Annotated in this window: 26 protein-coding genes; 11 read left to right on the forward strand and 15 right to left on the reverse strand. The window is 59.1% G+C overall.

Translation table 11 applies throughout. From position 1 onward, the window contains the following. The first annotated feature begins 162 nt into the window (after nucleotides 1-162). Entirely contained in the window at nucleotides 163-450 is a 288-nt protein-coding gene (locus AAIE02_RS07630) for a YdgH/BhsA/McbA family protein (protein WP_008461440.1), read from the forward strand. Between the two features lie 38 nt (nucleotides 451-488). Here the strand turns inward: AAIE02_RS07630 and AAIE02_RS07635 are convergent, their stop codons facing one another. Genes AAIE02_RS07635 through nfrB form a run of 4 tightly spaced genes read right to left on the reverse strand, consistent with a single transcriptional unit; the run spans nucleotide 489 to nucleotide 6,008 of the window. Further along, nucleotides 489-1,403: a DUF4434 domain-containing protein gene (locus tag AAIE02_RS07635; protein ID WP_498532304.1), complete on the reverse strand. Its 915-nt coding sequence runs from the start codon at nucleotides 1,401-1,403 to the stop codon at nucleotides 489-491. After that, nucleotides 1,403-2,926, reverse strand: coding sequence for an NfrA family protein (locus AAIE02_RS07640; RefSeq protein ID WP_498532305.1), 1,524 nt, complete (start codon nucleotides 2,924-2,926; stop codon nucleotides 1,403-1,405). The genes AAIE02_RS07635 and AAIE02_RS07640 overlap by 1 nt, the downstream gene beginning before the upstream one ends. Next, on the reverse strand, nucleotides 2,926-3,786 hold the full coding sequence (locus tag AAIE02_RS07645; RefSeq protein ID WP_498532306.1) for a tetratricopeptide repeat protein: 861 nt from the start codon (nucleotides 3,784-3,786) through the stop codon (nucleotides 2,926-2,928). The genes AAIE02_RS07640 and AAIE02_RS07645 overlap by 1 nt, the downstream gene beginning before the upstream one ends. Then, on the reverse strand, nucleotides 3,783-6,008 hold the full coding sequence (gene nfrB, locus AAIE02_RS07650) for a cyclic di-3',5'-guanylate-activated glycosyltransferase NfrB (protein ID WP_166992224.1): 2,226 nt from the start codon (nucleotides 6,006-6,008) through the stop codon (nucleotides 3,783-3,785). Before nfrB ends, AAIE02_RS07645 begins: the two co-directional genes overlap by 4 nt. 316 nt (nucleotides 6,009-6,324) lie before the next feature. Here nfrB and AAIE02_RS07655 point away from each other — a divergent pair, with 316 nt between their 5' ends. Further along, on the forward strand, nucleotides 6,325-6,654 hold the full coding sequence (locus AAIE02_RS07655) for an SMR family transporter (RefSeq protein WP_008461433.1): 330 nt from the start codon (nucleotides 6,325-6,327) through the stop codon (nucleotides 6,652-6,654). A gap of 42 nt (nucleotides 6,655-6,696) precedes the next feature. Here AAIE02_RS07655 and AAIE02_RS07660 read toward each other — a convergent pair whose 3' ends face one another. Further along, nucleotides 6,697-7,245 (reverse strand): helix-turn-helix domain-containing protein, encoded by a 549-nt coding sequence (locus AAIE02_RS07660; RefSeq protein WP_008461431.1) that lies wholly within the window; start codon nucleotides 7,243-7,245, stop codon nucleotides 6,697-6,699. Between the two features lie 106 nt (nucleotides 7,246-7,351). On the opposite strand from AAIE02_RS07660, the gene AAIE02_RS07665 reads away from it, so the two are divergent. The 9 genes from AAIE02_RS07665 to AAIE02_RS07705 all read left to right on the forward strand — a co-directional run bounded on the left by AAIE02_RS07665 (nucleotide 7,352) and on the right by AAIE02_RS07705 (nucleotide 16,194). Continuing rightward, a complete protein-coding gene (locus AAIE02_RS07665) occupies nucleotides 7,352-8,011 on the forward strand; it encodes an AzlC family ABC transporter permease (protein WP_336981386.1) in 660 nt (219 codons plus the stop codon). Next, the gene (locus AAIE02_RS07670; RefSeq protein WP_008461429.1) at nucleotides 8,011-8,334 is read left to right on the forward strand and encodes an AzlD domain-containing protein; all 324 of its coding nucleotides are present in this window, start codon (nucleotides 8,011-8,013) and stop codon (nucleotides 8,332-8,334) included. Before AAIE02_RS07665 ends, AAIE02_RS07670 begins: the two co-directional genes overlap by 1 nt. Nucleotides 8,335-8,652: 318 nt before the next feature. After that, complete coding sequence (locus tag AAIE02_RS07675) at nucleotides 8,653-8,892, forward strand: DUF2554 family protein (RefSeq protein WP_039302993.1); 240 nt, start codon at nucleotides 8,653-8,655, stop codon at nucleotides 8,890-8,892. 118 nt (nucleotides 8,893-9,010) lie between these two features. Further along, entirely contained in the window at nucleotides 9,011-10,636 is a 1,626-nt protein-coding gene (locus AAIE02_RS07680) for a TIGR04028 family ABC transporter substrate-binding protein (RefSeq protein ID WP_166992221.1), read from the forward strand. Nucleotides 10,637-10,645: 9 nt separating this feature from the next. Continuing rightward, complete coding sequence (locus AAIE02_RS07685) at nucleotides 10,646-11,590, forward strand: ABC transporter permease (RefSeq protein WP_008461425.1); 945 nt, start codon at nucleotides 10,646-10,648, stop codon at nucleotides 11,588-11,590. Continuing rightward, nucleotides 11,587-12,447 (forward strand): ABC transporter permease, encoded by an 861-nt coding sequence (locus AAIE02_RS07690; protein WP_498532307.1) that lies wholly within the window; start codon nucleotides 11,587-11,589, stop codon nucleotides 12,445-12,447. The genes AAIE02_RS07685 and AAIE02_RS07690 overlap by 4 nt, the downstream gene beginning before the upstream one ends. Beyond that, nucleotides 12,444-14,063, forward strand: coding sequence for a dipeptide ABC transporter ATP-binding protein (locus tag AAIE02_RS07695; RefSeq protein ID WP_498532308.1), 1,620 nt, complete (start codon nucleotides 12,444-12,446; stop codon nucleotides 14,061-14,063). Before AAIE02_RS07690 ends, AAIE02_RS07695 begins: the two co-directional genes overlap by 4 nt. Further along, nucleotides 14,060-15,106, forward strand: a complete 1,047-nt coding sequence (locus tag AAIE02_RS07700; RefSeq protein ID WP_213714456.1) for a putative FMN-dependent luciferase-like monooxygenase — start codon at nucleotides 14,060-14,062, stop codon at nucleotides 15,104-15,106. The genes AAIE02_RS07695 and AAIE02_RS07700 overlap by 4 nt, the downstream gene beginning before the upstream one ends. Continuing rightward, a complete protein-coding gene (locus tag AAIE02_RS07705; protein WP_336981325.1) occupies nucleotides 15,103-16,194 on the forward strand; it encodes an alkylhydroperoxidase domain protein in 1,092 nt (363 codons plus the stop codon). Before AAIE02_RS07700 ends, AAIE02_RS07705 begins: the two co-directional genes overlap by 4 nt. 69 nt (nucleotides 16,195-16,263) lie before the next feature. On the opposite strand, the gene paaK is transcribed toward AAIE02_RS07705, so the two are convergent. The 10 genes from paaK to paaB are packed head-to-tail and all read right to left on the reverse strand — an operon-like array spanning nucleotide 16,264 to nucleotide 24,837. Further along, entirely contained in the window at nucleotides 16,264-17,580 is a 1,317-nt protein-coding gene (gene paaK / locus AAIE02_RS07710; RefSeq protein ID WP_166863696.1) for a phenylacetate--CoA ligase PaaK, read from the reverse strand. 23 nt (nucleotides 17,581-17,603) lie between these two features. Beyond that, on the reverse strand, nucleotides 17,604-18,812 hold the full coding sequence (gene pcaF, locus AAIE02_RS07715; RefSeq protein WP_166992203.1) for a 3-oxoadipyl-CoA thiolase: 1,209 nt from the start codon (nucleotides 18,810-18,812) through the stop codon (nucleotides 17,604-17,606). After that, nucleotides 18,809-19,234 carry a hydroxyphenylacetyl-CoA thioesterase PaaI gene (gene paaI, locus AAIE02_RS07720; RefSeq protein WP_166992200.1) on the reverse strand — a complete coding sequence of 142 codons (426 nt, stop codon included), beginning with the start codon at nucleotides 19,232-19,234 and terminating at the stop codon, nucleotides 18,809-18,811. Before paaI ends, pcaF begins: the two co-directional genes overlap by 4 nt. Next, nucleotides 19,224-20,648, reverse strand: a complete 1,425-nt coding sequence (locus tag AAIE02_RS07725) for a 3-hydroxyacyl-CoA dehydrogenase (RefSeq protein WP_498532309.1) — start codon at nucleotides 20,646-20,648, stop codon at nucleotides 19,224-19,226. Before AAIE02_RS07725 ends, paaI begins: the two co-directional genes overlap by 11 nt. Nucleotides 20,649-20,650: 2 nt before the next feature. Next, nucleotides 20,651-21,439, reverse strand: coding sequence for a 2-(1,2-epoxy-1,2-dihydrophenyl)acetyl-CoA isomerase PaaG (paaG, locus tag AAIE02_RS07730; protein WP_498532678.1), 789 nt, complete (start codon nucleotides 21,437-21,439; stop codon nucleotides 20,651-20,653). Then, nucleotides 21,439-22,206, reverse strand: coding sequence for a 2,3-dehydroadipyl-CoA hydratase PaaF (paaF, locus tag AAIE02_RS07735; protein WP_008461413.1), 768 nt, complete (start codon nucleotides 22,204-22,206; stop codon nucleotides 21,439-21,441). The genes paaG and paaF overlap by 1 nt, the downstream gene beginning before the upstream one ends. Then, nucleotides 22,206-23,273, reverse strand: coding sequence for a 1,2-phenylacetyl-CoA epoxidase subunit PaaE (paaE, locus tag AAIE02_RS07740; protein WP_166992191.1), 1,068 nt, complete (start codon nucleotides 23,271-23,273; stop codon nucleotides 22,206-22,208). The genes paaF and paaE overlap by 1 nt, the downstream gene beginning before the upstream one ends. A 7-nt stretch (nucleotides 23,274-23,280) precedes the next feature. Further along, on the reverse strand, nucleotides 23,281-23,775 hold the full coding sequence (paaD, locus tag AAIE02_RS07745; RefSeq protein WP_166992188.1) for a 1,2-phenylacetyl-CoA epoxidase subunit PaaD: 495 nt from the start codon (nucleotides 23,773-23,775) through the stop codon (nucleotides 23,281-23,283). A 10-nt stretch (nucleotides 23,776-23,785) separates the two neighbouring features. Beyond that, on the reverse strand, nucleotides 23,786-24,541 hold the full coding sequence (gene paaC, locus AAIE02_RS07750; protein WP_498532310.1) for a 1,2-phenylacetyl-CoA epoxidase subunit PaaC: 756 nt from the start codon (nucleotides 24,539-24,541) through the stop codon (nucleotides 23,786-23,788). Nucleotides 24,542-24,549: 8 nt separating this feature from the next. Next, nucleotides 24,550-24,837 carry a 1,2-phenylacetyl-CoA epoxidase subunit PaaB gene (gene paaB / locus AAIE02_RS07755; RefSeq protein WP_008461407.1) on the reverse strand — a complete coding sequence of 96 codons (288 nt, stop codon included), beginning with the start codon at nucleotides 24,835-24,837 and terminating at the stop codon, nucleotides 24,550-24,552. Nucleotide 24,838: the final 1 nt, after the last annotated feature.

A 24,838-nucleotide genomic window follows, 5' to 3' on the forward strand; every position in this document is an offset into this window, starting at 1 on the left:
GAGCCGTGCGTCGTGGGAAGGAATATGTTCAGTCCTTCCCGCTAACTCATTCTGAATCTATGGTGAAGAAATTGATTTTCTTTAAAACTGTGCTAATTCTTTAATGCGTTAATGAGGAAAAACAGTTAACCATTTCAATGAAACATTCAGAGGATGACAAAGATGAAATATATGCTACCCGCACTGGCTTTAACGCTGTTGGTTTCATCACCTGTTTTTGCGGCAAAACAAATTACTCATGAAGAATCATCTGGTTATACAAAAGTTGGCGATCTTTCCCTGGAACAAGACGGGACCCCGACCGTCGGACACAAGGATTTATCCAAAGAGGTAAATCAAAAGTGTGAAGCGTCCAACGTGAAGCCTGCCGACTGCTTTTATGTGATAATCGCTGCCACCGGCGACGAGTCTAATCATAAAAATATTAATATCGAAGTCTTTAAGAAATAAATAACCAGACGGCCCTAAAACAGGGCCGTCATTCATTTTTATTTCACCTCTGTTTTCACGCTGGCCAGCGGCACATTACGATATTGTAATATTCCAGCGGCAACCTCTAAATAACGCAGCGAAAAATACACTCTGTCCTGCCCCGCTGCGGGTTTGACAGACATTAAGCGCTTCTGCTCGGCAGTAGAAACAGGCTCGGCGCTAAAGTGAGCGGTATTTTTATCCTGACGGAAGAGTTCGATCACCTCACCGCTGCTTTGCGTTTGCCGGTACAGCGCTCGCGCAGCTGGCGTTAACACGCCCGTCCCGGCCCCGTCCTGCACCCAGATTTTCACCCCGCTGTGGCTAAGGGTCGTCACCCATTTTTGGTAGCCATCCGGCGACATATTGCCGGCAAAGAAGCTGCTGACGGCAACCGGTTTATCGGCCACCGAGGCGAGAGACTCATGGGTTTTTGTCAGCCATGCCAGCGCGGCCTGCTGCATATCCGGGCTTCGCCAGCGGCGGTCGTCCAGCTCGCTGCTGATGTACCAGCCCGCAATGTTTTCAGCCCCGAGCACCTGCGTCCAGCGCGTGGCAACCGCCACGTCCTGGGCGCGCAGCAGGTTAAAGTAACTTTCCAGCGCAGTGAGCGGCTGATTTTGCCGTTCGAAGAATTTATCGTCCGCGGCCAGGCCCAGCACCAGCTTCAACCCGCTGTTTTTTACCAGGCGAGCCTTGCCCTCCAGCCAGTTTTGCGGTTCCCCGCCGGCGAAGGCGTCCCCATAGCGGCTCCACTGAAAGACCAGAGTATCAATGCCCTGTTGCTTCAGCTGCGCCAGCATCGTGGTCCATTGCTGGTCGGTCATCGACATATCACGCAGCTGGGGCTGATACATTACCGCGTTGATAGCAAAGGCAGACGCCGGGCAAAACAGCACGGCCGCCAGCGTTAATGCCGGAGTAAATTTCATTACCAACGCACTCCTATGGTAAGGAACAGACTGTTTTTGGAATCTATATCGCGGTTACGGCCGTCGAATACCCGCTGGTATTCCAGCCCCACGCTCGCCTTGTGGGGATAAGCATCATAATGTGTTTCGCCAAACCAGGTGTTATAGCGAACGCCTACGCCGCCGAGCCTGTTATCCGTACTGCGTGAATGCCGCGTCTGGTTGTTGTACTGCACATGCCAGTAAGGTTCGATCGTGTGCCGCTCCGAAACCTTGTGGTGCCAGCTTTGTCGGTAATCGGCCGTGTACAGCTGATAGTCGTATTTCACGAAATGCGCCGCGTCCAGATAGAGGTTCTGCGCAAACCAGCCTTTACCCAGCGGGTGCCAGTCATCGCTGTACTCCCCGCCGTTCAGGAACGAAGCGCTGGCTCGCAGCATCATATCCGTCCGGGCATCGTCCGCCTTATCGAGAGGAAGCTGCTGCTCCACCGCCAGATAAATAACCTGCTCACGCAATGGCTTCCAGCGAACGCCCATTCCCACCATCGGCTGATAGATAGGCGCGATATTGCTGTGCCCTGCGCTGCCGGCAAACAGTCGGGTATAAACCGAAAGCTGATCGCCATCCAGAATTTGATTCTGACCAATGCGGTATTCAGCTTCAGCCTGGCCATAACTACGGTTGCTTTTATCTCGTGAGACGCCGCCGCCTGCGCCCGCTTCATTTTTAGAGGCGGAAGTCAGGCCCAGCGAACTGTCAAAGGAGAACGTCCAGCGCCGCTGGCTATCTTCGTGCACGCGGCGGAAGGCGAAGCGCTCTTTTTGCTGCGCGTCGGTTAAGCCTTTGGACGGGGTCAGCGTGTTGTCGATATCATCCACAACGCGTTCGCTGTAGCGTTTGGTTTGAGGCTTGTCATCCAGCCGCTGGTTGATATAAACCATCTGTCGCAGGATTTCCGGCGAGTCAGGCATGGTTTGCAACGCTTGCTCCAGCTCGCTGCGCGCACCGGGCATATCTCCCGCTTTAAACAGCGCAAAACCGCGCGTGGCGTGATCCTGCTCCGGCGGGGTCTCAAAGTTCAGCTCCGGCATGGCTCGCTGCCAGGCCACCTGTCGCCAGTAGTCAAGCGCGGCGCTGTCTTTCGCCAGCCAGGCGCTGCGCGCTGCGGCACGGATGTCTTCATCGCTAAGCGTTTTAACCGGCACGCTCCGCAGGCTACTTTGCGCCAGCGCGTAGTCTTCTACGGCAAACGCCAGATAAGCCACCTGCCGCGCGTAGTAAGGATTAGCATCGCGGGATTGAGCCTGCTGGGCGGCATACAGCGCCATTCCCGGCGAGGTTTGCTGGTAGCATTCCGCGAGGTGCGACCAGCTCTGCGCATCGTACTGCGGCGACATGTCGCCCAGGATGGTGATAACTTTATCGCACTGGTCTTTAAGCACGCGCGCCTGCGCCATACGAATTTCAGCGGCGGAAAGCGGTTTTGGCTTCACAACCGGCAGCGTTGCCTCTGGTAGCTTCAGCCCGCCCCACGTCACCATCAGATAGCGCCAGTTATGTTTCTCACTGTCCGTATCAAAGGCAGGCTTGTGGTGGACAAGTAATTTTCCAGTTCGGGATGTTTCTTGCGCTCCGCCAGGGACTGCGCGTAGGCCAGCTGCATACCCGGCGTGTTCATGACGCCCTGCTGCTGGAGATCCAGAATACGGCGATCGCGCCCAAGATGAAGCAGGATGGCAAACCACTGCTGATACTGCTCTTCACTCAGCGTCGCCAGCCTGTCCTGCAGGGCAAAGCCGCGATCGGCTGTTTGCCACTCCTGCAGGTAAATAGCGCGCTGAGTCAGGTTGTTAATCAACGTGTGCCCCGCAGGCGAGGTGCGAAACGCATCGTCGTTAAACTGCTGCAGCGCGATATCCAACGCCCCAAGCTTAACGGCAAAGTTACCCACTTCGGCGCGGCATACCACGGAAGGAGAAGCGTTACATTCGTCGTTAAACGCCAGCAGTTGCTCACGCGTTGTCACATTTTTAGCTGGAAGGGGAATAGCGTCCCGCGCCCGACGGACCTGCGCGTTGTCTGGCGTTTTGCGTAGTTGCTCATTCAGCAGCGCAGCCGCTTTATCGTCATGGTGAAAATGGCGATACGCTTCGGCAAGCCAGAGCGTCAGTCGGACGCTATCCGGGGCCAGCTCGCGGGCGTGCTGAAAACTGCTGATGGCACGCTGCTCATCGTTGGCTTTCAGCGCCTTTTGCGCGCGCTCAATGTGTGGATACACCTTGAAGTAGCGGTAATCGCTTAACCCCAGATCCTCTTTCGAACCTTCGGTGGCCGCCAGGGAATACCCGGCGATCATCAGGCCGCATGTCAAAATAGCTAACGGTTTAAGGCTGAACTTCATGCTATTTCTCCTGCAAGGCTGGAGATTTGCAGGCTGCTCAACCCGGCTTTATGCATCAGCCCATTTAAAGAAGGCTGGAGTATTTTTTGCTGTTCCAGCGCACGATCGACCGCGTGTTGGTCGACAACTTGTTCCTGCACCAGGAAATCACCAAACTGCATTTCACTGCGCTCATAGCGCAGCAGTACCGCTTTCAGTACAGCCTCATCCAGGTGACTTTCCGTAATCAGCACTTCGGCAAACAATATTTGCCCGGAGACATATTCCTGCCAGATAGCCTCGGCCTGATCCGAAGTTAACATTTCCGCATTGACCGCTCTGGAGAGCAGTTCCGACGGGTCGTTTTCAGACTGGAGATACCAGCGACGTAGCCCCACCACAACTTCACCTCGCGGCACGATAACGTAACTTACTGGACGCTGAACTTTGCGCCCCAGCGCAGCAAGAGAGACGGGATCAATGGCACTTTCGCTGGCAAAAATCAGCGTTCCCTGCTCCTCGCGTAGCGGAAGCACCGCGTAGTGCAGCGCCACATTTGCCGGCACCGATTTAACCAGCGCCTCATCTAAACGACGGCTGTCGATGATTTCCATCGGCACGCTTGCCTGTTCCGCCAGAGCATTCGCTAGCTGTTGGGCCGTAATCACCCCGCGATTAACGAGGCTCCCCCCAAGTTTGAGGCCAGGTACTCTGTTTTGCAGCGCTTCCATCAGTTGCTCTTCGCTGATAACGCCCTGGCTGACCAGAATTTCACCCAGCGGACGAAGAGCACGGTTGCGGGTATTGACTGTCGGGAAGTCATGGGTTGTTTTATCCCAGGCAACGCGCCTCGGATCACCATGCTGGATCACCTGACGAATTGCACGCCAGTTGGCCATAAAGTTGATTAAGTTGCCCCAGAACAGGCGTGGAATGGACATCAGTCCCTGCCCTAAGCCGTAGTAACCGGTGACGAAGATAATTCGCTGTAAAATTCGGTTGGCCATCAGGAAAAAGTTTATCCACAGCAGAGTGCTGAGCCATGCGCCACCGACAAAGATCGACAGGAACTGCCAGGCGCCTTCTACGCTGCGCTGATAAATTAACAGCGCCACCAGCTGCAGCATCACCAGCATGGCGGCAAAACTCAGGAAGTTAGCCACAGCGCCTTTCCGGTCGCGCCACAGGAAGTAGTTAAGTACCCAGTTATTGCTCCAGCGATGCGTCTTAAATCCCTGAAAAACGATACCAATAATCCAGCGGGACTTTTGGCGCACCGCAGTCGTATACGTATCCGGGAAATATTCGCGCACGCAGATCACTTTTGCGGTGCGTTTACGCTGGCCGAACGGCCTTGCGGAACGATCGGTGTCATCCACCACCGGGAAGCGACAGAATATCTCCTCCATCCCTTTTTGCCGCAGGCGGAAACCGATGTCATAGTCTTCGGTCAGACTTTGCACATCAAAGGCGATACCGTCACCATCAGCAAGCAGCGCCAGCACCGCGCGGCGGCTGAAGCAGGTGCCGACGCCAGCGCTTGGCACCTGGCCTGCCAGCGCTTCACGCACCGGGACATCCTTGCCGTGGAGCTCGGAGAACTCGTCGAGATAGCTCAGGCTGGTGAAATGGGTCCAGCGGCGCTCGAAGGGGTAAACCGGAATCTGAATCAGATCTTTACGGTCAACGAGGTAGTTGAACAGCCGCAGCTCCATCGGGGAAATAACATCCTCTGCATCGTGCAGAATAAACCCTGAAAAGGAGAACCGGGCGTTACGCTCAAACTGCAAAATCGCATCAAGGATATTATTCAGGCAGTCGGCTTTACTGGTTGGGCCTGGGCGGGCGCAAACCACTTTGTGCACGTTAGGGAAACGGGCACACACCTCATCGACGTCGCGCTGCGTGTCAGGATCGTTGGGGTAGGTACCGACAAAAATATGGTAATTCTCGTAGTCGAGCGTGCTTGCCGCAAGGCTCGCCATATTGCCAATAACGCCGGTTTCATTCCAGGCCGGCACCATGATAGCAAGCGGCTTTTCCTGTGGTTCATACAGCTGCTTATAGCCTAAATGATTATGCCGACGATAAACGGTACAGGCGCGCCAAAGGCGGCGGAACCAGAACACAATATCAATAAACAGATCGTCGATTCCGCTGATAAGCATCAGAATCGCCAACCCAATCGCTATGACCTTCAACCCATACAGATAAGTAGAAAAATAGTCTACTAACCAGTCCATGCCTCACCCCGAGGTTATTTATCGTTAACGACACTACACGACATCGCAGGCATACGGTCAGCCCCAAATGTTACCGGTATCATAGTTGATCAGAAAAATCTTACAAAGGATAATATTTTGCTATTTTCTTTCCTCAACATTAAAGGCACTGCTCGTTAACCATATAACCAGCTCAAGATTCTTTAATTAACAAATTAAACAGTTCATAAACATTCATCAGGATGCGTTCGCCTTTTTACCTGGCCGTCTTTCGAAAAATACGGCACCAGGTCAGAATAGCGCTCCGCAACCGCCGTCTCTCACTGGATACACCGACATGACCTACAGCTGGCTTATTCTCGCAATCGTTGCCGAAGTGATTGCTACCACCGCGTTAAAACTTTCCGATGGTTTCAGCCGCCTGTGGCCAAGCGTCGTCACGATTCTTTTTTATGCTGTCGCATTTTACGCGCTATCTATTACCATGCGCACTATCCCAACCGGGATCATTTATGCCATCTGGTCCGGCGCCGGCATCGTGCTCATTGGTATGATTGGCTGGCTTTTCCTCGGGCAAAAACTCGACTGGCCTGCCCTGGCAGGGATGGCGCTGATTATACTCGGTGTGCTGGTTATTAACCTCTTTTCTAAATCCGTTGCACATTAACGAGCGCCGTCCGGGCTGTCTTATCACGGCAGCCCGGGTCTGTTAATTTTGCTCGGCCACCATAATGGCCATCGTGTCCGGCTCCAGCGCCCGGAAAATATGCGGCTGATCTGCCGGGTAGCAAATATAGTCCCCGACACCCAGCTCTGCGGCAGACTCCGTCAGGCCGACCAGAGCCCGCCCCTGCGTCACAATCATATGCTCCACCGAACCCGGTGGATGCGGCTCTGAAAGCCTTGGCGTGCCGGGCTGCGCTTCGACCAGATAGATATCCCGACGCACGCCTGGCGGACAGGTTGCCAGCAAAATAGCGACATAATTAGCCTGTTCGGCGGCAATGCGGCTGCCCTCACCCCGGCGAATAATCTGCGTCCGGGCGCTTTGCGGCTCCAGCAGCGTGGCGAACGGAATATTTAACGCCACGCACAGCGCCCAGAGCGTCTCCAGGCTAGGATTACCGTTCCCGGCTTCCAGCTGTGAAAGCGTGGATTTCGCAATCCCGGCCCTGCGGGCGACTTCCGCCAGCGACAGCCCCGTCCGCCCACGTTCACGCACCAAACTTTTTGCGATGGTGTCTATTGGCTGGGTCATAAAACTCCCCCACTGTTCGTTAAAATGAACGATTCGTTCGCTTGATATGGTAACAGATTGCGGTCATTATAATGGCGATTTCGTTCGATATGGAAAACATAAGATGATGCGAGAACATCTCCGTACCCTGCCCGGAGACACCAAAAAAGCGATATTTCTGGTCTGCCTGGCCGTCGGCGTCGTGGGCGTCTCCTACGGCTCGCTGGCGATGGCCTACGGGTTCCCACTCTGGCTGCCGGTTCTGGCCTCTTTTGTTGTGCTGGCGGGGGCATCCGAATTTATGTTTATCGGTATTATTGCCAGCGGCGGGAATCCTTTTGCCGCCGCGATGGCCGGTCTGCTGGTCAACGCCAGACATATTCCGTTTGGCGTCGCCGTGCGGGAACTGGTGGGCACACGCCTGCCAAGCCTGTTGGGCTGCCATATCATGAACGACGAAAGCGTGGTGTTCGGGCTGTCCCAGGCCACGCCTGAAAAACGCAAAGCCGCCTACTGGCTCTGCGGGGCTGGCGTCGCGATCTTCTGGCCCGCAGGAACGCTGCTTGGCGCAGGCGTAGGCAGCCTGCTTCCCTCGCCGGAGGTTATCGGGCTGGATGCTGTATTCCCGGCTATCCTGCTGGCGCTGGTGATCCCGGCGTTTAAAAGCCGTACCACACTGGTTCGCGCCTCGACCGGGGCCGCCATTTCACTTGCCGCCACGCCTTTCGCCCCCGTTGGCCTGCCGGTACTGCTTTCAATGCTGGGCCTGCTGGCGAGGAAAAAATAATGACCAATACATTCACCGTGCTTGCCGGCCTGGCCGTGCTTTCCGCAGGAACATGGCTGATGCGCTTCAGTGGCGCAAAGCTCGGCAGCAAGCTGGCGCTTTCCGAACGCTCGCAAAAGCTGCTTAACGACGGGGCAACGACGCTGCTGTTTTCGGTGGCGCTGGCAACCACCTTTTTTGAAGGCGCGCACTTCGCCGGATACGCCAGGTTTGCAGGCGTTGCCGTGGCCGTATTCCTTGCCTGGCGCAAAGTGCCATTGATTTTTGTCATTATCGCCGCGGCGCTGGTTACCGCGCTCCTGCGCCTCGCCGGTCTTCACTGATGGGCTGCCGCTTTTGCGCGGCCCTTCGCATATTCCGCCTTAACCGCAGCGCAACAAAACGCCTTCCTTGCCCGTTTTTACCTTGCTGACAAACCTTTAAATCACTTTTGATTCACCGAATAGTTTCGCGCGGGGATTATCGCTAGAGTAGCCAGGTTGCGTGCTGACGCTGCCCCTCATCCCGGCCTTATCCCCAAAAGGGAGAGAGAGAAAACAAACTGCGCATGGTTTTTATTCCCTCTCCCCTTTGGGGAGAGGGTTAGGGTGAGGGGCGCAAACAACAATGGCTCAAGAAAAAAAACCACGAGGCGTGGCAAGATGGCAATAAAACAACCGCTCAACATTATCCTGTTATTAATTGTTACCGCACTCTTCTCCGGCCAGACCATGGCTGAACGTCACGGACATGAATACTTCGTGGTGAAAGATATGGACATTCAGCTTAGCCACCAGGCAGACAGCGACGAACTGCGCCAGGCGGCAGAAGATTCCGCTGATGATTTTCGCGAACACCATCATGCGGTCACCCACAGACGGCCAGCCACCTATTTACGTTAAGTCGATTTTCAACAATCGTTAGTAAATTTTCTTCGTTCTCATCCTTTATTGCCTGAGTTGTTATGGGTTTCAAGGCGCTGCGTGCGCCGCTAACAATCAGACAATAAAGGATAACACCATGCCATCATCGCCTCGCCAGAATACGATCGCTCGCGGTCTGGCATTAGCAGCAGCCTTTGCTGCTTTCAGCCCCAGCGCCGCCCCGGTAAAAGGCGGGGAATTGGTCTACCTGGAACAACAGGCTCACACTAACCTTTATCCTCCGGCCGGGGGCTTTTACCCGAACGGCGGCATCCTGAACCAAATTACCGACAAACTGACCTGGCAAAACCCCAAAACGCTGGAAGTGGAACCGTGGATCGCCGAATCCTGGACCAGCAATGCCGACAAAACCGAATACACCTTCAAGCTGCGCCCTGGCGTGACTTTCTCCGACGGCACCCCTCTGGATGCCAATGCCGTGGCCAAAAACTTTGATACCTACGGCCTCGGCAACAAAGCCCTGCGCCTGCCGGTATCTGAGGTGATCAACAACTACGACCATAGCGAGGTTGTTGACCCGCTGACCGTCAAATTTTTCTTCAAAAAACCGTCGCCGGGCTTTTTACAGGGCACGGCAACCATCGGCTCCGGCCTGGTTTCCCTGAAAACGCTGTCGCGCACCTTTGACGAACTGGGCGATGCCCGCAATATCATCGGTTCCGGCCCGTTCGTGGTGCAAAACGAAACCCTGGGCCGGGAAGTCGATCTGGTCGCGCGGAAAGACTACCAGTGGGGGCCGAAAAACAGCCCGCAGCAAGGGCCAGCTAATCTCGACGGCATTAAGATTCTGGTGACGCCGGAGGACAGCGTGCGCATCGGCGCGCTGCTGGCGGGCCAGGCGGACTTTATTCGCCAGGTGCAGGCCTATGACGAAAAACAGGCCACAGATCAGAAGTTCCCCCTTTACGCCGCCCCGACCCGAGGCGTGAACGACGGCATAGCGCTGCGCCCGGATAACCCGCTGGTCGCTGACGTCAAAGTTCGCCAGGCACTGCTGCACGGCACCAACGCTCAGCAGGTTGTCGACACCCTGTTTTCCGCCAACTATCCGGTTGCTACGTCGGTGATCGCCAGCACCGCAGCGGGCTATGTTGACCTGCGCGACAAGCTGAAATATGACCCGGCGCTGGCAAATAAACTGCTTGATGAAGCCGGATGGAAAAAAGGCAGCAACGGCGTTCGCCAGAAAGACGGCAAGCCGCTGGCGCTGACCATTTACGAATCCCTGCCGCAGCCGCAGAACAAAGAAGTGCTACAGCTGGTTGCCCAGCAGTGGAAGCAAATCGGCGTGGGCCTGAGCGTGCGCGCCGGGGATGCCGGTAGCCGGGTGCTGGATACCAACGATCCGCATAAAACCGGGGTTAACGTCATCGAAGTAGGTCGCGCTGACCCGGACGTGATCAAAAGCCAGTTCCATCCGGCCAACCGTGACGCCCTGCTGCAAAAAGGCGGCCTCAGCGCCGCCTCCCAGTTTACCGACGACAAGCTGAACGCCCTGCTGGTGGGGATCTCTTCCGAAGTGGATCCGCAGAAGCGCCTGGCGCTGGCGGGCGATGCACAGCGCTACCTTATCGACCAGGCCTACGTCATCCCGATCTTTGAAGAGCCGCAGGTCTTTGCCGGTGCACCGTGGCTGAAAGGCGTGGCGTTTGAAGCGGTCGGACGCCCGTCGTTTTACGCCGCCTGGCTTGAAAAACACTAAGGGGCAACCATGACACGTTATCTGGCCGGGCGCATAGCCCAGGCGTTGCTGGTACTGTGGGCGGCCTATAGCGTGTCGTTCATTCTTCTGCAGCTCTTGCCGGGCGATGCCGTCCTGATCAAATTCCAGAACCCGGATCTCGGCCTGAGCGCCGAGCAAATTCAGGAGATGCGGGTGATCTATGGCGAAAGCACCCCGCTCTGGCAGCAATATTTGACGACGCTCGGCCATATGCTGCGCGGTGAGTTTGGCTACTCCATCGAGGCTGGAGTGTCCGTCAGCCAGCTGATTGCCGCCAACCTTCCTTCGACGCTGCGGCTGGCCGGGCTGGGTTTTGCCGCCGCGATTATTCTTGCCGTGGGCATTTCAGCGGCCTCTACGCTGGCCCCGCTTCGCTGGCTGAGAACGCTCTTTGCCAACCTTCCGGCGCTGTTCATTGCCGTCCCGACGTTTTGGCTCGGCATTGCGCTCATTCAGCTGTTTTCCTTCCAGTGGCGGCTGATTCCGGTGATCAATCCCGGTTTCTGGCAGGGGCTGATTTTGCCGGTCGCCACGCTTGCGGTGCCCATTAGCGCCCCGCTGGCCCAGCTGCTGATGCGAAATATCGACCAGGTGCTGACCCAGCCGTACGTCGCCGTTGCCAGGGCAAAAGGCGGCAGCCGCGCCGGGGTACTGTGGCGGCACGTGGCCCGCAACGCCCTGTTGCCGGTGCTGACCGTGGCCGGTTTGCTGCTGGGCGAGCTGATTGCCGGGGCGCTTATCACCGAAACCGTCTTTGGCCTTAACGGCCTGGGCCAGCTGACGCAGCGGGCGGTGAATAATCAGGATGTCGCCGTGCTGCAGGCGGTGGTGATGATCTCCGCCCTGAGCTTCGTGGTCATTAATCTGCTGGTGGATGTGCTTTATCCCCTGCTCGATCCGCGCCTTAAATCTATTCGGGGAGTCACCGCATGACGACCGTTGATATTAATACTCCGCTGCCGCGCCGTGCGGTAAGCCGCTTTTCGGGCCTGCGCGCTAACGTTCAGCCCGGTCTTTGGCTAGCCTGGTTAACGCTGATTATTGTCGCACTTTGGGCGCTGTTCCCGGCGCTATTCACTCAGTGGAGCCCAACCGAAGGCGTCCCAGGCGCGCAGCGTCTTGCACCTCAGGCCGGACACTGGCTGGGCACCGATCAGCTTGGCCGCGATCTCTACGCGCGAATCGTCTGGGGCGCATCGCATTCGCTCTCCGGCGCGCTGGTCGCGGTAGCGCTCGGGCTGGTGGTCGGTACCGCGCTGGGTGTCCTGGCCGGAGCAACCGGCGGCAAAACGGAACACGCGCTCATGCGAGGCGTGGATGTGCTGCTGGCGATCCCCGGTCTGCTGCTGTCGCTCAGCGTGATTATTCTGCTTGGTTTCGGCACCGTGAACGCCGCTATTGCCGTGGGCGTGACGTCTATTGCGAACTTTACCCGCCTGGCCCGTGCAGAAGTGGTTCGCATTCGCCACAGCGATTACGTCGAGGCTGCGGTCGGCAGCGGTGGCACATTCCTACAGGTGCTGTGGCGCCATATTTTGCCGAATGCTTTGACCTCCGTGTTGGCCTTTGCCGCGCTGCAGTTCGGCTCCGCCATTCTGGCGCTGTCTACGCTGAGTTTTCTGGGTTATGGCACGCCGCCGCCGACGCCGGAATGGGGCCTGTTGATTGCCGAAGGTAGGAACTATCTGGCAACGGCCTGGTGGCTTTCCACCTTCCCCGGCGTGATTGTCGTGGCCGTCGTGCTTGCCGTCAATCGTCTTAGCCACCCTTTTGCCCGGAGATCGTCATGAATACACCGCTGCTAAAAATCACCGACCTCAGCATCGCCTGGCGCCAGCGCGGCGGTAACAAACGCGTGGTGCATAACGCCTCCTTTAGCCTGAACGCTGGCGAGGTGCTGGCGATTGTGGGTGAATCCGGCTCAGGGAAAACCACCCTCGCCCAGTCGATTATTGGGCTGCTGGGCGACAACGGCGTAATTGAATCCGGTGAAATTCAGCTCAACGGGGAAGCCATCAGCCGCTGGTCTGAACGCCAGCTCGATGCCCTGCGCGGAGCCAGCATCAGCCTGATCCCGCAGGATCCTGGCAGTTCCCTGAATCCGGTAAAAACCATCGGCGAACAGGTGGCAGAGGTACTGAAACTTCACACGCGGTTGCCTAAAGCCGAGCGGGAAAGCCAGGTTGTGGCCCTGCTAGAAAAAGTGGGCTTGAGTCACCCGGCGCAGCGCGCGGGGCAATATCCGCACCAGCTTTCCGGCGGGATGAAGCAGCGGGTGCTGATCGCCATGGCTATCGCCCTGAAACCCGCGCTGATTATCGCTGATGAGCCGACCAGTGCGCTGGACGTTACGGTGCAGAAACGCATTCTTGATTTGTTGGATACTCTGCGGCGCGAGTCCGGTACGGCTGTACTGTTTGTGACACACGACCTGGCGCTGGCCGCCCAGCGTTCCGACCACATTCTGGTGTTCCGCGACGGGAGAATCCAGGAGGCTGGCCCCACGAATGACGTCGTTCGACAGCCTAAAAACCCCTATACGCGCCAGCTGTTTGCCGATGCGCCAGGGCTGTCGCGCACGCTGCGAGCCTGGCCTTCACGCGCCCCGCAAACGGCGGCCATCGAAATCCGTAACCTAAGCCAGCACTTCTCCCTGGGGAAAGGCAGTGACCAGACGCTCCGGGCTCTGGACAACGTGTCATTTACCGTAGCCAAAGGCACCACCCACGCGCTGGTTGGCGAGTCAGGCTCAGGTAAATCCACGCTGGCGCGCATTCTGCTTGGCTTCCAGAAGCTGGACAGCGGGCAAGTGCTGATCGACGGCATCGACACCACCGGTCTCAGCCCGGAAGCGCGCCGTCAGCTCCGGCAGAAAATTCAGCTGGTGTACCAGAACCCCTTTGCCTCACTCGACCCGAGCCAGACGCTCTTTCGTATCATCGAGGAGCCGCTGCTTAACTTCGGCAAGCTGTCGAAGGCCGAGCGGCGCGCCAAGGTAGAGGCGATTACCGAACGCGTGGCGCTCCCGCTGGAGGCGTTGACCCGCAAACCTCGTGAGCTTTCCGGCGGGCAGCGGCAGCGCGTGGCTATAGCCCGCGCGCTGATTCTTGAGCCACAAATTCTGGTGCTGGATGAGGCCACCTCTGCGCTGGATGTCACGGTACAGGCACAAATTCTGCGCCTGCTTGACGACCTGCAGCAGCAGCTCGGCCTGACTTACCTGTTTATCTCCCACGACCTCGCCACCGTGCGCCAGCTGGCCCACAGCGTTTCGGTGCTGCGCGCCGGAGAACTGGTGGATAACGGCCCGATTGCCGACGTATTTAACGCCCCGGCCAGCGATTACACCTGGCAGTTGCTGAACGCTATTCCCGATATTGGCTTTGGCCATAAGGACGTTGCATGACCATTAAACGACTGGGCTTTTTTACCCGCCTGCTTGACCATGCCCCGGCAGCCGAACGCTACCGGCTGGCAACGGAACAAATTATTCACGCCGAATGGCACGGTTTTGATGCCGCCTGGGTGGCGCAGCATCACTTCCATGAAGCCGAAGGCGGCCTTCCCGCCCCGCTGGTGTTTCTCAGCCACGTGGCGGCCCATACCCGACGCATACGCCTTGGCACAGGGATTATTACCCTGCCGATGGAATCCGCGCTGCGCGTGGCCGAAGACGCGGTTGTCCTGGATCTGCTGAGCGGCGGGCGCTTTGAACTTGGCGTCGGCTCCGGCGGCACACCGGGCTCCTTTCCGGCATTTGGGTTACAAAGCGCGGAAAGGGGCAAAATTTACGCCGACAACCTCTCATTGCTGCGCTCAGCCCTGAACGACGAGCCGCTGGCGGGCACGGATAACCATCTTTACCCGGCCTCCCCGCAGCTAAAAAACCGCATCTGGCAGGCGACTTTTTCCGTTGACGGCGGCGCGCGGGCAGGAAAAGCGGGCGACGGGCTGATGCTTTCCCGCACTCAGCCTCGCCCGGCTGACGCGCTGGATACCCCGCTGGATGAGATACAAAACCCGATCATCGATGCCTATCTGGACGCCTTACCCGAGGGCGTTGAGCCTCGCATCCTTGGCTCCAGAACCGGGTTTGTCACCGACGACGGCGAGCTGGCAAGGCAGCTCGCGGCCAAAGGGCTGCGCCAGCAGGCAGAGCAGCATCGGGCGCAGGGGCATCCGGTATTGGGCGAGACGCTGGATAGCCATATTGCCTCGTTTGACGTTCACCTGGGGACGCCGCAGCAGGTCATTGCCTCGCTGACACGCGACAGCACGCTCCAGCGCGTGACCGACCTTTCGTTCCAGGTGCACTCCATCGATCCGCCGCATGCCTACATTTTGCGGTCTATTGAACTGCTGGCGCAGCAGGTTGCTCCGGCGCTCGGCTGGGTTCGCAGCAGCGCCCGCCCAACCTCTACCTCGTCATTGTCTAAGGAGTCATTATGAGTCATTCGGATTTGCTCAATCATCTGGCGGGCGTTATTCCCGGCACCGCGCTTGCGGAAGCGCGGGAAATCCGCGAGGCCGCCACAGCCCATGCGCAGGGCAGCTATGAGGCGCTTTTCGGTGAGGCCAGTTCAAGTGGCCTGAGCCTGCCAGAAAGGCTGCATCTCGCGAGGCGAGTGGCGGACTGGCACGACGATGCCCGGCTCACGGACCATTACGCCCAGCGTCTGGCTGGCCAACCCGCCAGCGAACGCTTCAGCGCCTGGCTCGATCATGCCGAAAGACTGAGTTTCCAGCCGGTGCAGGCAGGCCCGCAGGACGTCCAGACGCTGATTCAGGCAGGCTTTAGCGAAGAAGAAGTGGTGACACTGTCACAGATTATTGGCTTTGTGGCCTTCCAGAGCCGACTGCTGCGCGGCCTGCGCCTGATTGGCGGCCAACAGGCAAACGGCGAACAGGTTCGCATTCCTGCCGCCGGCGAGTGGCACCGCCAGCCGTTAACCGCCAGCGGCAAATCCGCCCCGGTGACGTTTACCCAGGCCGAGCTTAACTGGGAACCCTGGATAGCCGCCCTGCCTTACGCGGAATTCGCCCCGGAAGAGCAGGAAACCCTGAAACGTTTTGGGCACCAGGACTCGGATTATTTCCGCCTGCTGGGCCGCAATCTGCCGGTACTGGAACAGCGCACGCTCACCGATAAAGGCATTTTCTATACGCCGGGCGGTTTGCCCCGCGCCGAGCGCGAACTTGCCGCCACGGTTGCCAGCAAGATCAACGGCTGCATTTACTGCGCCTCCGTGCACGCCCGCAAGGCCAGCCAGCTGTCAAAACATAATGAAGCGATTGAACGTCTACTGGCCATCGAACCTGGCGGGACGCTGAGCGACGGGCAATCCCCTCGCTGGCAGGCGGAAATTAACTTTTCGGCGGCATTATCCGCCACTCCGGCAAGCGCCAATGCGCAACAGATACATGCCCTGAGGGAACTGGGATTAAGCGAGCTTGAGTTGTTGGATTTGGTGCAGTCCACGGCCTTTTTCGCATGGGCCAACCGTCTGATGCTGACCCTGGGCGAGCCGTTTAACTGATTGCAGGCAGGCAAACGTGCCGGGGAATTATGATCCACCGGCACGCTTAAGTGAAACCGTCACGGATGATTAATGATTCGCCGCCTGACGAAGATCGCACACCCGGATAGCTTTTCCTTCTGAACGCGGCAGGCTGCCGCAGTTCACAATGGTGATATCCGTTGAAATCCCCACCATCGACTTAATGCGGTGGCGCAGCTCATGGCAAACCGCGCAGCGCTGTTCGTGGCTGAGATACAGGCTGCTTTCCTTCAGTTCCACCTTGATCGCCAGGGTATCCAGGTGCCCGCGACGATGCACCTCCAGCTGATAATGCGGTGCCAGGTGCTGGAATTTCAGGATCTCTTCTTCCAACTGGGACGGGAACACATTCACGCCCCGGATAATCAGCATATCGTCTGAACGGCCGGTTATCTGATCCATTCGGCGCATGGTACGAGCGCTGCCCGGCAGCAGGCGCGTTAAATCGCGGGTACGGTAGCGGATCACCGGCAGCGCCTCTTTGGTCAGCGTGGTGAACAGCAGTTCGCCGTGCTCGCCGTCGTCCAGCGGGACACCGCTCTGCGGGTCAACGATTTCCGGGTAGAAATGGTCTTCCCAAATCGTCGGGCCATCCCGGGATTCCAGGCATTCCATTGCCACGCCCGGCCCCATCACTTCCGACAGGCCGTAGATATCCAGCGCGGTAATGCCCAAGCGACGTTCAATTTCCGCCCGCATCGCTTTGGTCCACGGCTCCGCACCAAAGACCCCGACGCGGAGCGAGCAGCCGCTGGCGTCGCCGCCCATCTGCCGTTCCAGCTCTTCAATCAGGTTCAGGCACCAGGACGGCGTGACCATGATCATGTCCGGTTTAAAATCACGGATCAGCTGCGCCTGTTTTTCCGTCTGGCCGCCGGACATCGGAATCACTGTCGCCCCGAGGCGCTCTGCGCCGTAGTGCGCTCCCAGCCCGCCGGTAAACAACCCGTAGCCGTAGGAGACGTGAATTTTATCTTTTGGCGTTCCGCCTGCGGCACGCAGCGAACGCGCCACAAGGTTAGCCCAGGTATCAATGTCGTTTTGGGTGTAGCCCACAACGGTAGGTTTGCCCGTGGTGCCGGAGGAGGCATGAATGCGAACGACCTGCTCCATCGGCACGGCGAACGTGTCAAAAGGATAGTTATCGCGCAGATCCTGCTTGGTGGTGCACGGGAATAGGCGAATATCTTTCAGCTCTTTAAAATCGTCAGGGTGCACGCCCACGGCGTCAAATTTGCGCTTATACATCGGGACGTTGCTGTAAGCGTGATTCAGCGTCCATTTCAGGCGCTGCGTCTGCAGGGCCTGAAGCTCATCCAGCGATGCGGTTTCAATCGATTCCAGCTTAGTTTCAGAGGTTATCATTATTAGGGTACTCGCAGGTTTGACTAGCTCACACGCTCAAGGACCAGGGCAATGCCCTGACCCACACCGATACACATGGTGCAAAGGGCATACCGCCCGCCGCGCCGGTGCAGCTCCAGGCTGGCCGTTAACGCCAGTCTGGCACCGCTCATCCCCAGCGGGTGTCCCAGGGCAATCGCGCCGCCGTTAGGATTCACATGCGGGGCATCATCCGGAAGCCCCAGTTGGCGAAGCACGCCGAGCGCCTGCGCGGCGAAGGCTTCATTGAGTTCAATCAGATCCATGTCGTGGATGCTTAATCCGGTCATCTCCAGCACTTTACGTACCGCAGGCACCGGCCCCAGCCCCATCAGGCGAGGCTCCACGCCCGCCGTCGCCATCGCGACTATGCGCGCCTTAGGCGCCAGGCCGTGCTGCAGCGCGGCAGCTTCGCTGGCGATAAGCAGCGCTGCCGCCCCGTCGTTCACGCCGGAAGCATTGCCCGCCGTCACGACGCCGTTCGCGCGGAACGGCGTTTTTAGCGCCGCCAGCTGTTCAAGCGTGGTTTCCGCACGCGGGTGCTCGTCTTCCCTTACTTCCGTCACCGCGCCTTTGCGACCGCTTAGCGTGACCGGCACAATCTCTTCAGCCAGAATGCCTGTCTGCTGTGCGAGAGCGGTACGCTGCTGGCTGCGAAACGCAAACCGGTCCTGGTCTTCACGGCTTATTTTTAACAATTCCGCTACATTCTCTGCCGTTTCCGGCATGCTGTCAGTACCAAATTGCGCTGCCATGAGCGGGTTCACAAAACGCCAGCCAAGGGTGGTGTCAAACATCTCGGCCTGACGCTGGAACGGCGAGCTGGCTTTGGCCATCACAAACGGTGCCCGAGACATGGATTCCACCCCACCTGCCAGCATGAGCTGAGCGTCACCGGCTTTGATGGCGCGAGCCGCAAAGCCCACGGCATCCAGCCCGGAGCCGCACAGGCGGTTGATCGTGGTGCCCGGCACAGTCTGTGGTAAACCGGCCAGCAGCGTCGCCATGCGTGCCACGTCGCGGTTATCCTCCCCGGCCTGGTTCGCGCAGCCAAAAATCACGTCGTCTACGGCGCTCCAGTCGAGAGTGGGATAGCGTGCCAATAGCGCTTTTAGCGGCAGCGCGGCCAGGTCATCCGCGCGCACGCTCGCAAGCGCGCCGCCGTAGCGGCCAATCGGGGTGCGTACCCCATCGCAAATAAAAGCCTGACTCATAATTTTTCTCCTGAAACCGTCGTCCCGATGCGATGTGCGCGGCCGCGAAACAGCGCCAGCGTCTTCTCGTCCTGATTACTGATCTCGATGTCGTAGACGCCCGTCTGCCGCCCCTGCTGGCGCACCCTAGCCACCGCTTTAAGCCGGTCCCCCGCCTTGCCGGGACGCAGAAATTCAATGCTGCAGCCGGAGGCCACCGCCGCCAGCCCCTGGCTGTTGCAGGCGTAGGCAAAAGCGGTGTCGGCGAGCGTAAACAACTGCCCGCCGTGGCAGGTCTGGTGCCCGTTAAGCATGGCCTCAGTGATGGTCATGGTGAGCAGCGCAAAACCGTCGCCCATCTCAACCACTTCAATGCCCATCTGTCTGGCGCAGTTGTCCCGCGCGTACATCACGCGGGCGTTATCCCAGGCGTTAGTGCTCATGTTGGTTCTCCAGCAGCGCGCGCTGGCGCAGTAAAGAGGTCGGGCGGTAGCGTTCTTCGCCGTAATGGCGCTGCAGATTCTCCAGCAGCGTCAGAATGTTTTGCCAGCCCAGGCGGGCTCCCCAGGCCAGCGGCCCGTGCGGATAGTTCACGCCGAGCTGCATGGCGGTATCGATGTCGTCTTCCGCAGCCACGCCTTTCTGCAGCGCATCCAGCGCTTCGTTGGCGAGCATCGCCACGGTGCGCCAGGCCAGCATGCCGGGGTAGTCACCGATCACCAGCACCTGTTTACCCTGCTGCTGGAAGTAATGGGTGACCTGCGCCAACTGCTGAGGCGTGACCGAAGCCGACGGCGCTAACACTTCCAGCGAAGACTCGGCGAGTCTGTCCCGCAGAACTACCGGGCGTTTCAGCTCGGCCGACATGGCGGTGGCCGTAATACCGCTGGTTATGGCAACGGCGATGCCGTCAATTTCAAGAGTTTTGCCGACCTGCGTGACCTGTTTAGCCGCCAGTTCGGCAGGCACTTGAGGCTGATATGCCGGTTTCGCCTCAAGCGGCCAGCGGTAGACGCCCTGCCCGGTTTTCTTGCCCAGCCGCTTGCCAAGCACCAGTTCCTGCTGGGCGAGAGAAGGCAGGAAACGACGCTCCTGCCAAAAGGCGTTAAACACCGAGCAGGTGACGGCGAAGTTGACGTCCTGACCTATCAGATCCGTTAACGCCAGCGGCCCCATCGGGAAGCCCGCCCCGTCGCGTAACGCGGCATCAATAGCCGCCGCCGGGGCAACCTGCTCCTCCAGCGCGCGCCAGGCTTCAGCATAAAAAGGCCGAGCCACGCGGTTAACGATAAAGCCCGGCGTGGAATGGCAGCGCACCGGCTGTTTACCCCAGCGCAGAGCCAGCTCGCAAAGCCGCTCGGCAATCTCCGGCGAGGTTTCCAGGCCGCTGACCACTTCGACCAGTTTCATCACCGGCGCAGGGTTAAAGAAATGCAGTCCGACCACGCGCGCCGGGTGGCTGATGCCGCTGGCGATGGCGGTGATAGAAATGGATGAGGTATTGCTGGCAAAGACTGTCTCAGCCCCGCAGACCGCCGCTAAATCGCGGAAGATGGCCTGCTTGACGTCAATTTGTTCGGCGGCGGCCTCAATCACCAGCGCGGCCTGAGCCAAATCAGCCAGCGTTTCCGCCGGATGCAGCCGGGCAAGCGTTGACTGACGGAGCGCCTCGTCAAGTTTGCCTTTGGCTACGCGGGCGCTGAGTACGGTATCAATGCCGCCTATCGCACGCTTTGCTGCGCCGGGCTGAATGTCGTACAGCCATACCGGATGACCCGCGCTGGCGGCCACCTGGGCAATACCTGCGCCCATGGTGCCGCTGCCAATCACCGCAATCACGGCCTCAGGAGTTAACATACTTATTTCCCCTTAAAGGTGGCCGGGCGCTTCGCCAGAAAAGCAGACACCCCTTCGCGGTAATCTTCGCTGCGTCCAGCCAGGCGCTGATAGTCGCGCTCCAGGTCGAGCTGGGCGTCCAGGGTGTTGGTTTCCGAGGCGTAAAGCGCCTGCTTGATAAGCCCCAGGCCAAAGGTCGGCTGGGTGGCAAAGTGCTGGGCCAGCTGGCGGGCGGTATCGCTGAGCTGTTCGTCGTCCACGACCTGCCAAATCATGCCCCAGTCGTGCGCCTGCTCGGCGGTTAGCGTGTCGCCAAGTAACGCCAGCCCCATGGCACGCGCCCGCCCGGTCAGGCGAGGCAAGAACCAGGTGCCGCCGCAGTCGGGCACCAGCCCCAGCTTGCTGAAAGACATAATAAATTTTGCTGAACGCGCGGCGATAACCATGTCGCAGCCCAGCGCCAGCGTAGCCCCGGCTCCCGCCGCCACGCCGTTAACCGCCGCAATCACCGGCTTTGGCAATTTCGCCAGGCGGCGCAGCAGAGGGTTATAAAACGTTTCAACCGAGTAACCGAGGTCCGGGGCGTCACCGCTTGGGTCAACGTTGCGGTCGTTGAGATCCTGCCCGGCACAGAAGCCGCGCCCTGCGCCAGTGATTAGCAGGCAGCGGATGGTTTCGTCCCGCTCTGCCTGGGTGAGAACTTCCGCCAGTTGGCGATGCATTTCGTCGTTGAAGCTGTTCAGCCGCTCCGGGCGGTTGAGGGTCAGGGTCATCACCCCGTTTTGCACATCGCTGACAATAAAACTCATGATTAACGTCCTTTGAATTCAGCAGGTCGTTTTTCCAGGAAAGCGGCGAGGCCTTCCCGACGATCTTCGGTGGCGGCGAGCAGCGTAAACAGCTGGCGTTCCTGCAGCAGCCCCTGGCTCAGGCCCGTGTTCTGTGCCTGTTGAAGCGCATTTTTGGCGGCCTGCAGCGCCAGCGGCGCATGACGGGCAATACCGGCGGCAAGCTTCTGGGCGTATTCCAGCGTTAGGGCTGCGGGATGCACTTCGGCGACCAGCCCGGCACGTAAAGCCCGATCCGCGTCGATAGCTTCGCCGCTCAGCACCATGCGGTAAGCCAGCGCTTTGCCCACGCTACGAATAAGCCGCTGCGTGCCGCCCGCGCCGGGCATAATCCCCAGCGTGATTTCCGGCAGGCCGAAGCGCGCGTTATCCCCGGCCACGATGATGTCGCTCAGCAGCGCCAGCTCGCAGCCAGCCCCGAGCGCATAGCCGTTCACGGCAGCGATCAGAGGTTTAGGGAAACGCTCGAGACGAGCCCAAAGCTGTGGCCGGGGGTCGTTGAGCGTGGCGGGCATATCCCGGCTGGCCATCTCTTTGAGATCGGCTCCGGCAGCAAAAAAACGTTCGCTGCCGGTAATGACGACGGCACCAATGGCGGCGTCCTGCTGCGCAGCTTCGAGCGCTTCGGCAATCAACGTCAGCAGCGCGTTGTTGAGCGCGTTCCGCGCCTGCGGGCGGTTCAGCGTCAGGGTTAACACCCGGCCGTTTTGCTGGCTAAGAAGTTCGCTCATCACACCCCCTGCGCGTCAAAGTCGAGCACCACGTCGTCGCCCTTCGGCAGCGCCTGGCAGCTCAGGACGTAGCCTGCGGCCAGCTGATCCGGCTCCAGGCTGTAGTTGACGCCCATTTCCACTTCGCCCTGCAGCACCTTGCAGCGGCAGGTGGCGCAGACGCCCCCTTTGCAGGCATACGGCAGATCCGCGCCCTGGCGCAGGGCCGCGTCGAGAATGCTTTCGTCCCCGGCGGTCAGGGTAATCTGGCGATCTACGCCGTCCTGGCGCAGGATGACGGTTTTACCCGCAGCCTGAGCGCGGGAACGGGCACCCGGCGCAATGCCCGGCGTGTTGAAATGTTCGAGGTAGATATCCTGAGGCGCGACGCCCATCTCTTTCAGCGCGGTTTCGGTGGCCTGCATCATGCTTTGCGGGCCGCAGATAAACGTGCGGTCAAAGCCTTTGACGTCCAATAGGTGGTCGCCAAGCTGCTTCAGTTTTTCGCCGTCCAGCCGGCCGCTGAGCAGGTCGCTGTCCGACCTTTCCTGACTGAACAGGTAAATCAGCTGCAGGCGCTGCGGGTAGCGATCTTTCAGGTCGGCCAGCGCCTGGCGGAACATCATGCTGGCGCTGCTGCGGTTGCCGTAAACCAGGGTCACGCTGCTTTCTGGCTCGGTGGCGAGCGTGGCGCCGATAATGGCCAGCATCGGCGTGATGCCGGAGCCGACGGCGAGTGCCAGATAGTTGCCGCGAGTTTCCGCTTCCGGCTGGTAGCCAAACGTTCCCTGCGGCACCATCACCTCGAGCGACATCCCGGCGGTTAAATCGCTGACCGCATATTGTGAAAAACGGCCGCCTTCAATGGCTTTTACCGCCACGCAGATTTCGCCGGGATCCTCAGAGCGGCAAATAGAGTAGCAGCGGCGCAGCTCTTCCCCGCCCAGCCGGGCTTTCAGCGTCAAATGCTGCCCTGGACGAAAGCGGTACTGCCCGCGCAGCGCGTCCGGCACCGCAAAGGTAATCGCTACCGCCTCTGCGGTTTCGGGTTCGATGCGTGCCACTTTCAGGGAATGAAACGTTGTCATGGCATCCTCAAATACATTTAAAGTAATCAAAGGGTTCCCGGCAGCTATCGCAGCGGTAAAGCGCTTTACAGGCCGTGGAGCCGAATTCACTGATGAGCGACGTGTGTTCGCTCCCGCAGCGTGGGCAAGTCACCTGGGCGGCGACCGTCGCGTGGCAGGCATGTCCCTGCGGCGGGCTGATGCCGTATTCGCGCAGCCGGGTTTTAGCCTCCGGCGACATCCAGTCCGTCGTCCAGGCGGGATGCAAAACCTGCCTGATGTGCACCGGACTCAGCTTTGCGCCTTCCAGGGCTTCCCGGATGGCGGCCAGCAAAAATTCAGTGGCCGGGCAGCCGGAATAGGTTGGCGTAAAACCGATATGCCAGCCGTCCGGGCGGTGCTCGACGCTGCGCACCATCCCGAGGTCGGTGATGGTCAGCACCGGGATTTCCGGGTCACTGATTTCACTCAGCAGACGCCAGACGTCGCGGACGGCAGCGGGCTGAAGCGTGGCGGTTTGCATCCTCTCCTCCTTACCACTGCTGGTTCGGGTAAGCGCGCTGCAGGTACTGCATTTCAGCCAGCAGCGGGCCGAGGTGTTCGGTGTGTAAGCCTTGCTTACCGCCGGTGCGGTATGGCTGCTCTGCCGGGGCCTGCAGCGAGGCATCGCTCAGTGCGGCGGTCACTTCTTGCAGCCATTCGGCCTTGAGGCTACGCGGGTCGACGGCGATGCCCTGCTCCGCCAGCATGGTTTCCAGCTCATCGACAACGAACATTTCGCCGCTGAAGCGCCATAGTTTGTTTAAAGCACTTTGCGTTTTCGCCTGCGAAAGCTCAGTGCCGTTGCCCAGGCGAACCAGCCAGCCACGGCTGAAGCGCAGGTGATAGCGCACTTCTTTAATGGCTTTGGCTGCGATGGCCGCCAGCTGCGGATCTTTGCTTTCTACCAGGCGGCTGAACAGCGAGACGTGCCACGCGTCCAGCAGGTACTGACGCACCAGCGTTTCGGCGAAATCACCGTTGGGCTGTTCCGCCAGCAGCAGATTGCGGTACTCGCGCTCGTCGCGCCCAAAGGCCAGCCTGTCTTCGTCGAGGTGCTCGCCTTCGCGCTCGGCGGCGTAGGTCAGGAAGTTGCGCGCCTGGCCGAGCAGGTCGAGGCCAATGTTGGCCAGCGCCAGATCAATCTCCAGCTCCGGCGCATGGCCGCACCAGGCGCTCAGGCGTTGGGCCAGCACGAGGCAGGTGTCGCCGAGGCGCAGGCTGTAGGTCGCTACAGGATCGAGTGTCATTGGCGGCCTCACATGTGCTCGATGCCGTCAGGCAGCGTGTAAAACGTTGGGTGGCGGTAGACTTTGCTGTCTGCCGGGTCGAAAAACTCCGGGCGCTCTTCCGGCTGGGAGGCGACGATTTCGCTCGCTTTCACGACCCAGATGGAGCAGCCTTCGCTGCGGCGGGTGTAGGCGTCGCGCGCGTTTTCCAGCGCCATCTGGTCGTCGGCGGCGTGCAGGCTGCCAACGTGGCGATGGGACAGCCCTTTTTTATTGCGAATAAAGACTTCATACAGCGGCCAGTAAATTTTGCTCATC

The sequence above is a fragment of the Cedecea sp. Ae19-4 genome (assembly GCF_059801165.1).

Bases quoted from the DNA above. Each gene is read 5' to 3' on its own strand.
- AAIE02_RS07630 (WP_008461440.1), top strand. From the start codon at position 163: ATGAAATATATGCTACCCGCACTGGCTTTAACGCTGTTGGTTTCATCA.
- paaD (WP_166992188.1), bottom strand. From the start codon at position 23,775: ATGCAAACCGCCACGCTTCAGCCCGCTGCCGTCCGCGACGTCTGGCGT.
- AAIE02_RS07635 (WP_498532304.1), bottom strand. From the start codon at position 1,403: ATGAAATTTACTCCGGCATTAACGCTGGCGGCCGTGCTGTTTTGCCCG.
- AAIE02_RS07700 (WP_213714456.1), top strand. From the start codon at position 14,060: ATGACCATTAAACGACTGGGCTTTTTTACCCGCCTGCTTGACCATGCC.
- paaK (WP_166863696.1), bottom strand. From the start codon at position 17,580: ATGATAACCTCTGAAACTAAGCTGGAATCGATTGAAACCGCATCGCTG.
- paaI (WP_166992200.1), bottom strand. From the start codon at position 19,234: ATGAGCACTAACGCCTGGGATAACGCCCGCGTGATGTACGCGCGGGAC.
- AAIE02_RS07690 (WP_498532307.1), top strand. From the start codon at position 11,587: ATGACGACCGTTGATATTAATACTCCGCTGCCGCGCCGTGCGGTAAGC.
- AAIE02_RS07645 (WP_498532306.1), bottom strand. From the start codon at position 3,786: ATGAAGTTCAGCCTTAAACCGTTAGCTATTTTGACATGCGGCCTGATG.
- nfrB (WP_166992224.1), bottom strand. From the start codon at position 6,008: ATGGACTGGTTAGTAGACTATTTTTCTACTTATCTGTATGGGTTGAAG.
- paaC (WP_498532310.1), bottom strand. From the start codon at position 24,541: ATGACACTCGATCCTGTAGCGACCTACAGCCTGCGCCTCGGCGACACC.
- AAIE02_RS07655 (WP_008461433.1), top strand. From the start codon at position 6,325: ATGACCTACAGCTGGCTTATTCTCGCAATCGTTGCCGAAGTGATTGCT.
- paaF (WP_008461413.1), bottom strand. From the start codon at position 22,206: ATGAGCGAACTTCTTAGCCAGCAAAACGGCCGGGTGTTAACCCTGACG.
- AAIE02_RS07660 (WP_008461431.1), bottom strand. From the start codon at position 7,245: ATGACCCAGCCAATAGACACCATCGCAAAAAGTTTGGTGCGTGAACGT.
- AAIE02_RS07725 (WP_498532309.1), bottom strand. From the start codon at position 20,648: ATGTTAACTCCTGAGGCCGTGATTGCGGTGATTGGCAGCGGCACCATG.
- AAIE02_RS07640 (WP_498532305.1), bottom strand. From the start codon at position 2,926: ATGGTGACGTGGGGCGGGCTGAAGCTACCAGAGGCAACGCTGCCGGTT.
- AAIE02_RS07675 (WP_039302993.1), top strand. From the start codon at position 8,653: ATGGCAATAAAACAACCGCTCAACATTATCCTGTTATTAATTGTTACC.
- AAIE02_RS07705 (WP_336981325.1), top strand. From the start codon at position 15,103: ATGAGTCATTCGGATTTGCTCAATCATCTGGCGGGCGTTATTCCCGGC.
- paaE (WP_166992191.1), bottom strand. From the start codon at position 23,273: ATGACAACGTTTCATTCCCTGAAAGTGGCACGCATCGAACCCGAAACC.
- pcaF (WP_166992203.1), bottom strand. From the start codon at position 18,812: ATGAGTCAGGCTTTTATTTGCGATGGGGTACGCACCCCGATTGGCCGC.
- AAIE02_RS07680 (WP_166992221.1), top strand. From the start codon at position 9,011: ATGCCATCATCGCCTCGCCAGAATACGATCGCTCGCGGTCTGGCATTA.
- AAIE02_RS07685 (WP_008461425.1), top strand. From the start codon at position 10,646: ATGACACGTTATCTGGCCGGGCGCATAGCCCAGGCGTTGCTGGTACTG.
- AAIE02_RS07695 (WP_498532308.1), top strand. From the start codon at position 12,444: ATGAATACACCGCTGCTAAAAATCACCGACCTCAGCATCGCCTGGCGC.
- AAIE02_RS07665 (WP_336981386.1), top strand. From the start codon at position 7,352: ATGCGAGAACATCTCCGTACCCTGCCCGGAGACACCAAAAAAGCGATA.
- paaB (WP_008461407.1), bottom strand. From the start codon at position 24,837: ATGAGCAAAATTTACTGGCCGCTGTATGAAGTCTTTATTCGCAATAAA.
- AAIE02_RS07670 (WP_008461429.1), top strand. From the start codon at position 8,011: ATGACCAATACATTCACCGTGCTTGCCGGCCTGGCCGTGCTTTCCGCA.